The 14,926-nt window shown below is 64.5% G+C and carries 12 protein-coding genes; 9 read left to right on the forward strand and 3 right to left on the reverse strand.

Annotated elements, in window-relative coordinates; all coding sequences use genetic code 11:
* Positions 1–14 precede the first annotated feature (14 nt).
* The 7 genes from ubiB to FFM81_RS19340 all read left to right on the forward strand — a co-directional run bounded on the left by ubiB (position 15) and on the right by FFM81_RS19340 (position 9,075).
* Positions 15–1,589 carry a 2-polyprenylphenol 6-hydroxylase gene (ubiB, locus tag FFM81_RS19310; protein WP_025417614.1) on the forward strand — a complete coding sequence of 525 codons (1,575 nt, stop codon included), beginning with the start codon at positions 15–17 and terminating at the stop codon, positions 1,587–1,589.
* 90 nt (positions 1,590–1,679) lie between these two features.
* Positions 1,680–3,269: an aromatic amino acid lyase gene (locus tag FFM81_RS19315; protein WP_003570844.1), complete on the forward strand. Its 1,590-nt coding sequence runs from the start codon at positions 1,680–1,682 to the stop codon at positions 3,267–3,269.
* Between the two features lie 13 nt (positions 3,270–3,282).
* Positions 3,283–4,662 (forward strand): dihydroorotase, encoded by a 1,380-nt coding sequence (locus tag FFM81_RS19320; protein WP_138385403.1) that lies wholly within the window; start codon positions 3,283–3,285, stop codon positions 4,660–4,662.
* On the forward strand, positions 4,659–5,939 hold the full coding sequence (locus FFM81_RS19325; protein WP_003570848.1) for a Zn-dependent hydrolase: 1,281 nt from the start codon (positions 4,659–4,661) through the stop codon (positions 5,937–5,939). The genes FFM81_RS19320 and FFM81_RS19325 overlap by 4 nt, the downstream gene beginning before the upstream one ends.
* Positions 5,920–7,017 (forward strand): thiohydantoin desulfurase, encoded by a 1,098-nt coding sequence (locus tag FFM81_RS19330; protein WP_003570849.1) that lies wholly within the window; start codon positions 5,920–5,922, stop codon positions 7,015–7,017. Before FFM81_RS19325 ends, FFM81_RS19330 begins: the two co-directional genes overlap by 20 nt.
* A 3-nt stretch (positions 7,018–7,020) precedes the next feature.
* On the forward strand, positions 7,021–7,350 hold the full coding sequence (locus FFM81_RS19335; protein WP_003570850.1) for a TfoX/Sxy family protein: 330 nt from the start codon (positions 7,021–7,023) through the stop codon (positions 7,348–7,350).
* Positions 7,351–7,413: 63 nt separating this feature from the next.
* Complete coding sequence (locus tag FFM81_RS19340; protein WP_138385402.1) at positions 7,414–9,075, forward strand: thiourocanate hydratase; 1,662 nt, start codon at positions 7,414–7,416, stop codon at positions 9,073–9,075.
* 111 nt (positions 9,076–9,186) lie between these two features.
* Here FFM81_RS19340 and FFM81_RS19345 read toward each other — a convergent pair whose 3' ends face one another.
* Together FFM81_RS19345 and FFM81_RS19350 are read right to left on the reverse strand one after the other, a co-directional pair.
* Positions 9,187–10,455 carry an MFS transporter gene (locus FFM81_RS19345; protein WP_138385401.1) on the reverse strand — a complete coding sequence of 423 codons (1,269 nt, stop codon included), beginning with the start codon at positions 10,453–10,455 and terminating at the stop codon, positions 9,187–9,189.
* Positions 10,456–10,458: 3 nt separating this feature from the next.
* Entirely contained in the window at positions 10,459–11,364 is a 906-nt protein-coding gene (locus FFM81_RS19350; protein ID WP_025417609.1) for a LysR family transcriptional regulator, read from the reverse strand.
* Positions 11,365–11,490: 126 nt separating this feature from the next.
* Here FFM81_RS19350 and FFM81_RS19355 point away from each other — a divergent pair, with 126 nt between their 5' ends.
* Both FFM81_RS19355 and coaBC read left to right on the forward strand, forming a co-directional pair.
* Positions 11,491–12,255 carry an SDR family oxidoreductase gene (locus tag FFM81_RS19355; protein WP_025417608.1) on the forward strand — a complete coding sequence of 255 codons (765 nt, stop codon included), beginning with the start codon at positions 11,491–11,493 and terminating at the stop codon, positions 12,253–12,255.
* Between the two features lie 264 nt (positions 12,256–12,519).
* Entirely contained in the window at positions 12,520–13,725 is a 1,206-nt protein-coding gene (gene coaBC, locus FFM81_RS19360; protein ID WP_128398212.1) for a bifunctional phosphopantothenoylcysteine decarboxylase/phosphopantothenate--cysteine ligase CoaBC, read from the forward strand.
* Positions 13,726–13,737: 12 nt separating this feature from the next.
* Here coaBC and FFM81_RS19365 read toward each other — a convergent pair whose 3' ends face one another.
* Positions 13,738–14,550, reverse strand: coding sequence for a class II glutamine amidotransferase (locus tag FFM81_RS19365; RefSeq protein ID WP_128398211.1), 813 nt, complete (start codon positions 14,548–14,550; stop codon positions 13,738–13,740).
* Positions 14,551–14,926 lie beyond the last annotated feature (376 nt).

A 14,926-nucleotide genomic window follows, 5' to 3' on the forward strand; every position in this document is an offset into this window, starting at 1 on the left:
CGGGGCACTGCCGCATGAGCACTTTCGGAGCCTATTTCCGCCTCTGGCGCGTCGGCTGGGTGCTCGTGCGTGAGGGCGTCGTGTCGGCGCTTCCTTCCGAAGGCCTGCCGGCGCCGATCGCGCTTGCCAAATCCTTCATTACGATATTCGAGCGGAGCAAGGCGCGGCATCAGAAGCGCAGCGACCGATTGGCGCAGGCCGTCGAGCGGCTCGGCCCTTCTTATGTGAAGATCGGGCAGTTCCTGGCGACGAGGCCGGATGTCGTCGGCGTCGAATTCGCCAACGACCTGTCGCAGCTTCAGGACCGGATGGCCTTCTTTCCCTCGGCTGCCGCCAAGGCCAATATCGAAGGCTCGCTCGGACGGCCGATCGGCGAGCTCTATGCGAGCTTCGGCGATCCGATCGCCGCCGCATCGATCGCCCAAGTGCATCCGGCCGAGGTCGAGACATCAGCAGGCCGCAAGAAGGTCGCCGTCAAGATCGTGCGGCCGGGCGTGCGCCAGCGCTTTGCCCATGACATCGAAGCGATGTATCTCGTCGCCTATATGCAGGAGCGTTTCCTGGCCTCCAGCCGGCGGCTGCGGCCGGTCGAGGTGACGAAGACGCTGGAACAGACGACGAAAGTGGAGATGGATCTTCGCCTGGAGGCGGCAGCACTTTCCGAAATCGCCGAAAATACCGAGAGGGATCCCGGTTTCCGCGTGCCGAAGGTCGACTGGGAGCGCACCGGCCGCGACGTCATCACCATGGAGTGGATCGACGGCACGAGGATGTCCGATGTCGAGGGCCTGCGGGCAGCCGGCCACGATCTCAACCTGCTTGCCGATACACTGATCCAGTCGTTCCTGCGCCATACGCTGCGCGACGGTTTCTTCCATGCCGACATGCATCCCGGCAACCTCTTCGTGGATGCGGACGGCATGATCGTCGCCGTCGACATGGGCATTGTCGGGCGGCTCGGCAAAAAGGAACGGCGGTTCCTCGCCGAAATTCTCTATGGCTTCATCACCCGCGATTATATCCGCGTTGCCGAGGTGCATTTCGAGGCGGGTTATGTGCCGGGACACCACAATGTCGAGAGTTTTGCCCAGGCGATCCGGGCGATCGGCGAGCCGATCCACGGACAGCCGGCCGAGACGATCTCGATGGGCAAGCTCTTGACGCTGCTGTTCGAAGTGACCGAACTCTTCGACATGGCGACGCGGCCGGAACTGGTGATGCTGCAGAAGACCATGGTCGTGGTCGAGGGCGTGTCGCGCATGCTCAATCCGCGCTTCAACATGTGGAAGGCCTCCGAGCCCGTCGTCGGGGACTGGATCCGAACCAATCTCGGCCCGAAGCGGATCGCCACCGATCTCAAGGACGGGCTGAAGGCGGCGGTAAAGCTCGCCGAAGCCGTGCCGGAAATTGCAGCAAAGACCGAAAAATTCCACCATCAGCTCCTGCATATGAGCGAACACGGCTTACGTTTCGACGCTGAGACCGCCGAAGCGATCGGCAAGGCCGAGGCGCGGCATAACCGTTCGGCCAGGATTGCGCTGTGGATCATCGCATTGACGCTTCTCTATATTGCCTGGATGCTGAGCTGACTGCCTTTCGATAACATGCTGTGTTCGGCATTTAGGATATCCCATCTTAGGGAGGGCTCGCTTAGTCTCGCAGTTTAGGAGATACGGCACATGCAGCACGAACGCCCTGGCATCGAACTTTCCGGACGACCGCTCGGTTTTGCCGAGATGGCGGCGATCGGTGCAGGCAAGGCGACGATTTCGGCTTCGGCGACCGGCATGGCCCGCATCGCGATCGCCCGCGAGATCGTCGAGGATGCGATTGCCTCCGGCATGCCGGTCTATGGCTCGACGACGGGCGTCGGCGCGATGAAGGATGTCGAGTGGTCGGCCGACGAGCTCGACACGTTCAATCTCGGCTTGGTGCGCGCCCATCATTTCGGCACCGGCACGCCGTTTTCCTGCAACGTCGTGCGCAATGCCATGGCGATCCGCGTCAACACGGCGCTGACCGGCCAGGTCGGCTGCACGCCGGAGCTGATCCAGGCCTATATCACCATGCTCGAAGCCGATCTCATCCCGGTCGTGCGCCGCACCGGCTCGATCGGCTGCGCCGATATCGGGCTGATGGGGCAGATCGGCGCGGTGCTGACCGGCGTCGGCGAAGCGGTCTATCGCGGCCAGCGGATGCAGGCGGCAGAGGCTTTCCGGGCGGCGGGCCTGCAGCCGGTGCGGATGGCGCCGCGCGACAGCCTCGCCTCGCTCAGCATCAATGCGGTGAGCTTTGCGGCGGCGGCGGAGACGACGCGCAATGCGGCGGCCTCGATCCGCATCCTGCTGGCGACGGCGATGATGGCTGCCGGCGCGCTCGGCGCCTCCCGCGATCCCTGGAAGGCCGTGCGCCATGTCGGCACGGCGCGCGAGGCGCTGATCGGCGCCTGGCTCTGCAACGCCTCTGACGACTGGAACTGGCCGGTCGCGACCCATGTGCAGGATCCGCTCAGCCTGCGGATGATCGCCCAGGTGTTCGGCGCGGTGATCGAAAACCTGCTGTCGACAGGCCATAAAATCCTTGCCGCCACCGGGCGCTCGGACGACAATCCCGTCGTGGTCGAGGGCCGGGTGATGACCTCGGGTGGCTCGCTGCCGCTCGATGTGACGATCCTGCTCGAATCGGCAGCACTCTGCATGGCGCATGCGGCGCGCAACGCTTTCAACCGCTGCGTCATCCTCGGCAACGGCCAACGGCGCGACCTGCCGGTCAATCTCGTGCCGCCGGGACGGATCGCCACTGGCTTCGGGCCGATCATCAAGCTTGCCGGCGAGATTTTTTCGCGCGTGCTGTCGATGTCCAACCCGGTTTCGGCGCAGTCGCTGGTGGTGGCGGCCGGGCTGGAGGATGAGGCGGCCTTCCTGCCGCTGGTGATCGAGCGCTTCGAGCGGCAGATGCAGGCGCTGAAGCGCCTGGCAGCGCTCGAAGCGCTGCTGTCGGCCCAGGCGATCGACATCCTCGGTGACGAACCGAAGGGTGTGGCCGCCATGCTCTACGAGGTGGTGCGCAAACATGCAGATTTCTATATCGTTGACCGGCCGCTTTCGGCGGAGGTGGAGGCGATCGAGGAAGAGCTCGGCTCGGACGACTTCCTCTCGAAGCTGACCGAGCAGGTTCCGATCGCGTCCTTCGACGATTTCTTCGCGCTCGGCTCGCTGGATCGCATCGAGGAACGGCTGACCCGCCAGGAGCCTCTGATTTCAGCTTAGGAAGGGAATCAGCATGGATTTCGATCTCGTTCTGCAGGGCACGGTGGTGCTGCCGGACCGCATTCTCGAAGCGGGTTATGTCGCCGTGCACGACGGTAAGATTGCCGAGGTCGGCCTCGGCGTGCCGCCTGCGGCGCTTGAACGCCATCTGCTCGGCAAAGCGTTGATCATGCCCGGCGCGATCGACGCGCAGGTGCATTCGCTGTCCCAGAAGAACCAGGAGGACTTCATCTGGTCGACGCGATCGGCAGCCGCCGGCGGCGTGACAACAATCGTCGACATGCCTTATGACGAGGGCGATCTCGTCTGTTCGGCGGCGGCGGTCAAACGCAAGATCGAGCATGCCGGCAGGCAGGCGCGCGTCGATTTCGCACTTTACGGCACCATCGATCCGGAAGAAGGCCCGGCGCGAATAGCCGAGATGGTCGAGGCCGGTGTTGCGGCCTTCAAATTCTCGACCTTCGGCACCGACCCCAAGCGTTTTCCGCGCATTCCGCCCGCCCTGCTCGACGCCTGCTTTGCGGCAATCGCTCCGACCGGGCTGACGGCCGGTGTGCACAATGAAGATGACGAGGCGGTGCGCAGCTATATGGAGCAGGTGAAGGCGAGCGGTATCACCGACTGGCGGGCGCATGGCCTGTCGCGGCCTGCGATTACCGAACTGCTGGCGATGCACACGATCTTCGAAGCGGGTGCGAACACCGGCTGCCCGGCCCATGTGGTGCACTGCTCGCTCGGGCGCGGTTATGACATCGCCCGCGCCTATCGCCGCGACGGCTTTGCGGCGACCGTCGAATGCTGCATCCACTACCTGACGCTTGACGAGGAAAACGACGTGAAGCGCCTCGGCGGCAAGGCGAAGATCAATCCGCCGCTGCGGCCGCGCGCCGAGGTGGAGAAGCTCTGGCGGAAGGTGGCCGACGGCGATGTCTGGCTGGTCTCGACCGATCACGTCAGCTGGTCGGAAAACCGCAAGACCAACCCTGATATGCTTGCCAACGCCTCCGGCGTTCCCGGCCTCGAGGTGCTGGTGCCGCTCTTCGTCAAAGGCGCGATCGAACGTGGCATTCCCTTGACCTGGGCAGTCCGGCTGATGGCGGAAAATCCGGCCAGGCATTTCCGGCTCGACCATATCAAGGGGGCGCTGACGCCGGGCAAGGATGCCGATATCACCGTGCTCGAACCGACGGAGAGCGTCTATGACGCGTCGGCAAGCGGCAACAACATCGTCGGCTGGAGCCCTTACAACGGCATTCGCCTGCCCTGGACCGTTGCCGCCGCCTATCTTCGCGGCGAAAAGATCGCCGAAGGCGGAAAGGTGCTGGCCGAGCCTGGCACCGGGCAATTCATCCGGCCGCTGCCACGCCAGGTCATCGCGGGAGGCGGTGCATGAACCGTAATCTGCCCGTCAATGCCGAACGGATCGCCGGGGATATCGAGGCGCTCGCCGCAATCACCGAGCCGGGGCATCCCTGGACGCGGCGGGCTTTTTCGCCGCTCTTCCTCGACGGCCGGGCCTATATCGAGGCGCGGATGAAGGCGGCGGGGCTGGAAACCCGGATCGATGCCGCCGGCAATCTGATCGGCCGGCGCACCGGTCGCAAACCCTGGCTCGGCACGATCATGCTCGGCTCGCATTCCGACACGGTCCCGGACGGCGGCCGCTTCGACGGCATTGCCGGGGTGATCTCGGCGCTGGAGGTGGCGCGCGCGCTCGCCGACCAGGCTATCGAACTTGACCACGATCTCGAAATCGTCGATTTCCTTGCCGAGGAGGTCAGCATTTTCGGCGTCTCCTGCATCGGCAGCCGCGGCATGACCGGGCAATTGCCGGAGGCCTGGCTTTCCCGGGTCAGCGATGGGCGCGACCTTGCCGAAGGCATCGCCGAGGTGGGTGGCAGGCCAGGAGTGCTGGTGCAGCAGAAGCGGCCGGATATAGCAGGCTTTCTCGAGCTGCATATCGAGCAGGGCCCGGTGCTCGAAGCCGGAAGGGAGGATATCGGCATCGTCACCGCGATCTCGGGCATCACCCGGATCGAGATCACCGTCGAGGGGCGCGCCGACCACGCCGGCACGACGCCGATGGACCGGCGGGCGGATGCCCTGGTGGCGGCCTCGCAGCTGGTGCTCGACATCCGCAATGCCGCCGCCGAGCTTGCCAGGACGCCAGGCCATTTCGCCGCGACGGTCGGCGAATTCCGGATCGAGCCGAATGCCGCCAATGTCGTGCCGTCGAAAGTGGTGCTGCTGATCGACGGCCGCGCCGAAATCCGCGCCGACATGGACGCCTTCTGCCGCTGGCTCGACGGCCATGTCGAAAAGCTGGCAACAGCCTACGGCGTGACCATCGGGACACCGAACCGGGTTTCCGACAATCAGCCGACACCCGGCGATGCCGGCCTGCTCTCGACGCTGGAGGCTGCCTGCGAACGCGCCGGCGCAAAACATCGGCGCATGGCCTCCGGTGCAGGACACGATACGGCCTGGATCGCCAAGGTGGCGCCGGCGGCGATGATCTTCGTGCCCTGCCGGGAAGGCCGCAGCCATTCCGCCGACGAATGGGCCGAGAATGACGATATTGCGCTCGGCGCCGCCGTGCTTTTCCAAGCAGTGCGCGAGATGGATAAGGCTTTGAACGAGGAGACGGCCAATGGGGCGCATACTGGTTGAGAAGGATGTGGAAGCCGCCGTCAAGGGCGGCTCCGTCTATGCCGCCGGCGGCGGCGGCTGGGCCGATCATGGCCGCATGCTCGGTTATGCCGCCGTCAATGTCGGCAAGCCGGAGCTGGTCTCGATCGACGAGCTGCAGGACGAGGACTGGATCGCCACGGCAGCGGCGATCGGCGCGCCAGCCTCGACCACCCCCTGGGAAATGCAGGGCATCGATTATGTGAAGGCAGTGCAGCTCTTACAGGAGGCGCTGGGCGAGAAACTCTCCGGGCTGATCATCGGCCAGAACGGCAAATCCTCGACGCTGAACGGCTGGCTGCCGTCGGCTATCCTCGGCACCAAGGTGGTCGACGCGGTCGGCGATATCCGCGCCCATCCAACAGGCGATATGGGCTCGATCGGCATGGCCGGATCGCCCGAGCCGATGATCCAGACCGCAGTCGGCGGCAACCGGGCGGAGAACCGCTATATCGAGCTGGTGGTGAAAGGGGCGACGGCGAAGATCTCGCCGGTGCTGCGCGCCGCCGCCGATCAATCCGGCGGCTTCATCGCCAGCTGCCGCAATCCGCTTCGGGCGTCCTACGTTCGCAGCCATGCGGCGCTCGGCGGCATCTCGATGGCGCTTGCGCTCGGCGAAGCGATCATCGCGGCGGAGAAACGCGGCGGATCTGCCGTTATCGACGCGATCTGCAAGACGACCGGCGGACATATCCTCGCCGAGGGCGCCATCACCCGCAAAGAGGTCGTCTACACCAAGGAGGCCTTCGACATCGGCACGATCCGCGTTGGCACGGGCGAGAAATCGGTGACGCTGCATGTGATGAACGAATATATGGCGGTCGACGATGCCGATGGCGGGCGGCTTGCCACCTTCCCCGCCGTCATCACCACGCTGTCGACGGAGGGCGAGCCGCTCAGCGTCGGCCAGCTGCGCGAGGGCATGCCGGTCTTCATCCTGCACGTGCCGATGGAGATCATTCCGCTCTCGGCAAGCGTGCTCGATCCGAGCGTCTATCCCGTCGTCGAGAAGGCGATGGGGATCGAGATCGCCCGCTATGCGTTGGCGGCGAGGGCCTGAGCCGTGGCGCGCGATCGGGGACTGGAAGAACTGCTGCGCGAGGAACTCGGCGATCGGCCGGGCCTAGCCGAAAAATCCATGTTCGGTGGCTGGGCCTTCCTGCTGAACGGCAACCTTCTCTGCGGCGCCCGCAGTGACAGCCTGCTGGTCCGTCTCGGCAAGGGCAATGACGGCTGGGCACTGGCGCTGCCCGGCGTAATCCAGATGCTGATGGGCGAGCGGGTCATGCACGGCTGGGTGCGCGCCAATGCCGAGGTTTACGGTGACGATGCGCTGAGACGGCGTCTGCTCGATGCTGCGCTTGCCTATGTGGAATCGCTGCCGGACAAGTGACGCCATTCTCTCTACCCCAGCGGGGAGAAGGGAAAAAGCAGAGAACCAAGCGAGGAACCAACGATGCCGAAGGCCAATCCACGTCATCCGAAATTTCCGATTCCCGGCGGGCCGGAGCTGCGCGCCAAGGGCTGGCGGCAGGAGGCGCTGCTGCGGCTGCTTGAAAACGTGCTTGCTGTCGGCGAGGATCCGGAAAACCTGGTCGTTTATGCCGCACTCGGCAAGGCTGCCCGCAATTGGGCGGCGCATAAAGGCATCGTCAAGGCGCTGACCGAGATGGACGAGGATCAGACGCTGCTCATCCAGTCCGGCAAGCCGATCGGGCTGGTGCGGACGCATGCCAAGGCGCCGCGGGTCATCATGGCGAACTGCAACATCGTCGGGCAATGGGCAAAGGCCGAGGTGTTCTACGAACTGCAGCGCAAGGGACTGATCTGCTGGGGTGGGCTGACGGCCGGCGCCTGGCAATATATCGGCAGCCAAGGCGTCATCCAGGGAACTTACGAGATCTTCATGCGCATTGCCGAGCGTCGCTTTGGCGGCGATCTCGCCGGCCGCTTCGTGCTGACTGCCGGCCTCGGCGGCATGGGCGGGGCGCAGCCGCTCGCCGGCCGCATGGCCGGTGCGGCGATCCTCTGCGTCGACATCGACCCGGAGCGTGCCCGCAAGCGCCAGCAGATCGGCTATCTCCAGAAGATCGCACCCGATCTCGATACCGCCCTTCAGATGATCGATGCGGCGGTGAAGGACAAGCGGGCGCTCTCCGTCGGGCTCGTCGGCAATGCGGCCGAGGTCTATCCGGAAATCGCCCGGCGCGGCATCGTGCCCGACATCGTCACCGACCAGACCTCGGCGCACGACCTCGTCTACGGTTACGTGCCGAAGGGCATGAGCCTCGATCAGGTCAAGGGGCTGCGCGACGATGGCCAGGGGCAATTGATGGCGGCCAGCCGCGCCTCCATCGTCGAGCATGTCAGCGCGATGCTCGCCTTCCAGAAGAAGGGGTCTGAAGTCTTCGACAACGGCAACCTCATTCGCACCCAGGCGAAAGAGGGCGGTGTCGCCAATGCCTTCGATATTCCGATCTTCACCGAAGCCTATCTCAGGCCGCTGTTTGCCCGGGCGATCGGCCCGTTCCGCTGGATGGCGCTGTCGGGCGAGGAGAGCGATATCGCCCGGATCGACGATCTGCTGCTGGAACTATTCCCCGACAACAAGATCATCACCAACTGGATCCGGCTGGCGCGCCAGCATGTGCCCTTTGAGGGGCTGCCGGCCCGCATTGCCTGGCTCGGCCACGGCGAACGCACGATGCTCGCCCGGCGCGTCAACGCGCTGGTCGCAGGCGGCGAACTTAAAGGCCCGGTCGCCTTCTCCCGCGACCATCTCGATGCCGGCGCCATGGCGCATCCCAACATCATGACCGAGCGTATGAAGGACGGCTCGGATGCGATCGCCGACTGGCCGCTGATCGACGCGATGATGCTCTGCTCGTCGATGGCCGACCTCGTCGTCATCCATTCCGGCGGCGGCGGCTATGCCGGCTACATGACCAGCTGCGGCGTCACCGTCATCGCTGACGGCACCGATGCCGCCGACGAGCGGCTGGATCGCGCGCTAACCAACGACACGGCGCTTGGCGTCATGCGCTACGCCGATGCGGGCTACGAGGAGGCGCTGGACGAGGTCGCGAAGAAGGACGTGCCCTATATAAGGCTCGGTTGAACTGGATCGCGAATTGCTGCAATCATTGTCATATCTCATCGGGGCCATGACATGGAAACAGCAAAGATCTTCTGAGCACGAGGTGGTCGAGACGGTCGATGCGGATCATGCCTATCTCCTGGTCAGCTGTTGAGCGACACAGGCTGAGATAAGGGCCAGCGCCAGCATGGCAATCGTGAAAATGACGACGGCGGCCCAGCCTTCGGCGGCAAAGAACCAGCCGCCGGCCGAGCCCATGAGGCTGGAGCCGACATAATAGGCCAGCATATAGAGCGACGAGGCGTGCCCCTTGGTGCCGAGCGCCAGTCTGCCGACAAGGCCGCTGGCGATGGAATGGCTCATGAAGAAGCCGGTCGTCAGCACGATAATGCCTAGGATGATGGATGGCAGCGAGGTAGAGAGTGTCAGCGCGCTGCCGCCGGCGGTCAGCGCCAGGCCGAAGAGAAGCACGCGAAAATGCCCGATGCGGTCTCCGATGAAACCGCCGATCGAGGAGGCGCCGATGCCGAAGAGATAGACGGTGAAGATCAGGCCGAGTTGGGTCTGGTTGAGGCCATAGGGTGGCGCCACCAGGCGGAAACCGGCATAATTGTAGATTGTCACGAAGGAGCCCATGGCCAGGAAGGCGATGGCGAAAAGCAAAGGCAACGCCGGATTGGCGAGATGGCTGAGCCAGGCTTTTGCATGAAAGCTGGGATCGAAGCCCGGCCGGCGGACGAAATTCTTTGACGGCGGCAGCAGGGCGATGAAGCCGATCGCGGCGGCTAGGCCGATGGCGCCGATGAGGTAGAGCGCTGGCCGCCAGCCGAAATACTCGGCGAAGATGCCGGTGAGCACCCGGCCGGACATGCCGCCGAAGGCCGTGCCGCCGACATAGAGGCCCATGCTGGCGCCGAGGCCGCGCGGATCGATTTCCTCGGCTAGATAGGCCATGGCTACGGCCGGCACGCCGCCGAGAACGAGGCCCTGCAGGGCACGGATGAAAAGCAGCAGGTGCCAGTTCGGGGCAAAAGCCGTGGCGATCGTCAGGAGCGCCGCGCCGACCAGCGAGATCGACATCAGGCTGCGCCGGCCGAGACCTTCCGAGACGGCGGCGGCGCAGACAATGGCAAGCGCGAGGAAGCCGGTGGAGAGCGACAGGGACAACGAGCTTTCGGCCGGGCTGACGGAGAATTCCTGCGCGAAGATCGGCAGCAGCGGCTGGACGCAATAGAGCAGCGAGAAGGTGGAGAAACCGGAGAGAAATAGCGCCAGGCTGGCGCGGCGATAGGCGCCGGTGCCGCGCGTCAAGTAGTATTTTTGTCCTGGCATCGCGGCCTGCACGGAAGTCTTCACGGCATGTGCTGCCGGTAGCACTTCATCCCTGTCTTCTGAGGTCATGGGTCAGCCCGCCGGATCCCAATAGGGCGGATCGCCAAAACTCTTCTTCAGGTGATCGGCGATGGCTCGCAGCTTGGCGGAGGGATTTCGCCCCTCGGGATGGGCCATGTAGATGAATTCGGCTTCCGGCCGGCGACCGACGTCGATTTCGGCAAGCCGGCCCTCGCGGATGGCCGGGCCGGCAATGAAGGCCGGCAGCAGCGCGATGCCGAGGCCGGCAATCGCAGCGTCGCGCAGCATATCGCCGTTGTTCATGCCGAGCGCCAGTTTCGCGCGGACGACGACCGCGCCCTCCGGCGTCTGGAAGCGCCAGTCGGCGACGCCGCGATTGGTGTAGAAGATACCGCGATGGCTGTTCAGGTCGGCAAGCGACGACGGAATCCCCCAGCGCGCGAGATAATCCGGCGACGCACAGAGAAGACGGCGACTCGGCGCAAGCTTCCAGGCGACCAGCCGGCTGTCGGCGATCGGTCCATTGCGAATGACGGCGTCATAGCCGTCCGAGGCGGCATCGACACGCCGGTCGTCGATATCGAGCGTCAGTTCGATATCGGGATGTTCGGCTAGGAAGGGATAGAGCGCCGGTCCAAGATGCATGCGGCCGAAGGTGACGGGCGCGGCGATACGGATCGGTCCCGACAGCGTGCCGCGCCGCTCGGCCATCGCGGCCGTGGCCTCGTCGATCTCCCGGACGATGCGCCCGGCGCGCTCCAGAAAGGCCCCACCATCCTCCGTCAAGGTGAGCTTGCGCGTCGTCCGGTGCAGCAGGATGCCGCCGAGTGACTTCTCCAGTTCCGCCAGCCTTTCGCTGACGACGGATTTGGAGAGCCGCAGCCGCCGGGCGGCCTCGCTGATCGAGCCTGCCTCGACCACGGCGACGAAAGCCGCAATGCCTTCGACCTTGATCATCGTTCGGATTTTCCGAATTCGAGTTCCATCATCTGGAGACTAATCCGAACGAAGGGAAAATGCCATCTTCCATTCAACGAAAGGGACGGCAAGGGCCGCCTTATCGCAAACACAGGAGATGGAAGCATGAACCGCTTGAACAACAAGGTCGCGATCGTCACCGGCGCAAGCTCCGGCATCGGCCGCGTCACGGCAAAACTCTTTGCCGCCGAAGGTGCGAAGGTCGTCGTCGGCGCTCGCCGCGAGCGCGAACTCGACAGCCTCGTCGCCGAGATCAAGGCAGAAGGCGGCGACGCCATTGCGGTTGCCGGCGACGTCCGCTCGGAAGACTATCACAAGGCGCTGGTGGCGGCCGCCGTCACCAACTACGGCAAGCTCGATATCGCCTTCAACAATGCCGGTATCATCGGCGAAGCCGGTCCGAGCACAGGCGTCTCGGAAGCAGGCTTCAGCGAGGCGCTGGCCGTCAATCTCACCGCATCCTTCCTGGCTGCCAAACATCAGATCGGCGCGATGGCGGAAAAGGGCGGCGGCTCGGTGATCTTCACCTCGACCTTCGTCGGCTACAGCTTCGCCTTTCCCGGTATTGCCGCCTATGCCGCCAGCAAATCCGGCCTGATCGGCCTGACGCAGGCGCTGGCCGCCGAATTCGGGCCACAGGGCGTGCGCGTCAATGCGATCCTGCCGGGCGCCGTCGATACCGACATGTACCGCGATGTGAACGATACGACGGAGAAACAGGCCGCCGTCACCGCTATGCATGCCTTGAAGCGCGTCGCGACACCGGAAGAAATCGCCCGCTCAGTTCTCTACCTCGCCTCCGACGATGCAAGTTTCGTCACCGGCACGGCTTCGCTGGTCGACGGCGGCGTTTCGATCACCCGCAGTTGAGACGGCGAGGACCGCCATCGACCCCGAAAAAGCCCCTACCCAACCCCTCCCCCAAGGGGGAGGGTAACACGTTGCACCAACTGAGACAGACATCAGCCTTTCTGCGGATGAGACGATGAAAGGGATATGGGCGGCGCGGCATCTTTCTTTCGACGCAAGCGGACGCCGGTCCGAGCAGATCCGATGCCTTTCTCTCGGCGATTGCATGTTCTCCGCCAAAGGCTTAGGGTCGGGGCCGGTCACCAAGGCGACGGGAAGAAAGCCATGGCTCTCAGCGGAAAACGCATCCTCCTCATCATCTCCGGCGGCATCGCCGCCTATAAGAGCCTGGATCTGATCCGCCGGCTGCGCGAGCGTGGCGCCAGCGTGCGCCCCGTGATGACCAAAGGCGCGCAGGAGTTCGTCACGTCGCTTGCCGTCGGTGCGCTGGCGGCAGACCATGTCTTCGTCGATCTGTTTTCGCGCCACGACGAACAGGATGTCGGCCATATCAGGCTGGCGCGCGACTGCGACCTCGTGATCATCGCCCCTGCCACGGCCGACCTGATGGCGAAGATGGCGAACGGGCTTGCCGACGATCTCGCCTCGACGGTGCTGCTGGCGACGGAGAGGCCGGTGCTGGCCGCCCCGGCGATGAACCCCAGAATGTGGGCGCACCCGGCGACGCGGCGCAATGCGGCGACGCTGAGAGCCGACGGCGTGCGTTTCGTTGGGCCGATGGCCGGCGAGATGGCAGAGAGCCAAGAGGCCGGGCTCGGCCGGATGGCGGAGCCGCTGGAGATCGTCGCGGCCGCCGAAATCCTGCTCGACGACGGAATTAAACCACTGAAGGGACGCAAGGCGATCGTCACCTCGGGGCCGACCCATGAGCCGATCGATCCGGTGCGCTACATTGCCAACCGCTCCTCCGGCCGCCAGGGCCATGCGATCGCCGCAGCGCTTGCCAAGCTCGGGGCCGAGGTGACGCTGGTGTCGGGGCCGGTGACGATCGCCGATCCGGTCGGCGTCAACGTCGTGCATGTCGAGCGGGCGGAGGAAATGCGTGATGCCGTGCTTTCGGCGCTGCCGGTCGATGTCGCCGTGATGGTCGCGGCGGTGGCGGACTGGCGCGTCGCCTCGGCCGCCGACCAGAAGCTGAAGAAACATCCGGGCGAATCCATTCCGACGCTGGCGCTGACCGAGAACCCGGACATTCTGAAAACTCTGGGACATCACACGATGCGGCCGAAGCTGGTGATCGGCTTTGCCGCCGAGACGCAGGATGTGGAAAGCAATGCGAAGGCGAAGCTTGAAAGAAAAGGCGCCGACCTGATCGTCGCCAACGACGTTTCGCCTGCGACCGGCATCATGGGCGGCGGCCGCAACAGCGTCAAACTCATTCGCCGCGACGGCGTTGAGCAATGGCCTGACCTCGCCAAGGAAGAGGTTGCCGAAAGGCTGGCGGCGCTGATCGCCGAACGGCTGCGCTGACGTCAGAGCGTTTCAGGCCGAGATCGCCACGCGCTGCGGCTTGGCGCCGCTTCGCTTTTCGGGCCGGAAGTCGGCGACGTCGAAACCATTTTTGCCGATGGTGACGGCGCTGCCATTCGGAATTTCCGCCCAGGCATCGCCATCATCGTTCAACGGCTCGGAGACGAGGCAATAGCCCGCACCCACCGGAGAGGCATAGAGCGTCGGGGCCTTGCGATCCGTGGCATAGCGGATCGCATAAAGCGCGTTGCCGTCGGAGAAGGCGGCGGTAAAGCGCAGCAGGATGGATCCAATGAGGTTTTCGGCGAGGTCCTCGACGACACCGACCATTTCGGCCATGGCGGCGATCGGCGCCTCACGCAGGCCGAATTGCAGCGCCAGCAGGAACATCAGCTCGGAATCGGTGGTGCCGCCGCGGGCATTGAACAGCTCGTCGTCAAGCATCGCCTCCATCGGCCGGCGCAGACGCTCGAAGCCGGAGACCTGGCCGTTATGCATGAAGGACCAGATGCCGTGGGTGAAGGGATGGCAATTGTCGCGGCGCGTGCCGCCGCCGGTGGCAGCGCGGACGTGGGCGAGGAAGAGCGGCGAGCGGATCTGCCGCGCCAGGCTCTTCAGATTGCAATCCGACCATGCCGGCAGAATATCGCGGTAGCGGCCGGGCTCGGGCCTGTCGCCATACCAGGCGATGCCGAAGCCATCGCCGTTGGTCGCCGTCTTGGCGCGGGTGGCGCAGTGGGATTGCTCGATCAGCGAATGGGCGGGCGAGGATACCAGCTCCTCGAGATAGAGAGGGTCTCCGCGATAGGCTGCCCAGCGACACATGGCTTTCTTGCTCCGGAACCCGCCGCCGCATCGGCGGGCATGCTCTAAATTGTCGAACGCTGAGGCTAATAACAGCTTAACGCGCCGCCGGTTTGCAAGCGCAAGATGACGGTTTCATGACCCTTGCTATGTTCAAATTCGGCGAAAGCCTGTCTTCTCTTGTGAACAGTTGATCTGGGCCGAGGCGAGGCTCTGCGAGGATTTCTTCTTGCATCTCGAACGAATCGGCCTACCTTTGGGCTATCAGCAACAGAACGAAAGGAAGGTGATCCAATGTCTAATGAGATTTCGGACCTCGTAACGGGCATGGGAGAGGTGAAGAAAGCGAGGCAGCCCTCGCTGTAATCCCCGCCTTCCCTAGGGCTGCATAGACAGT

Source organism: Rhizobium hidalgonense (assembly GCF_005862185.2).
In the GTDB taxonomy this organism is placed as follows: domain Bacteria; phylum Pseudomonadota; class Alphaproteobacteria; order Rhizobiales; family Rhizobiaceae; genus Rhizobium; species Rhizobium hidalgonense.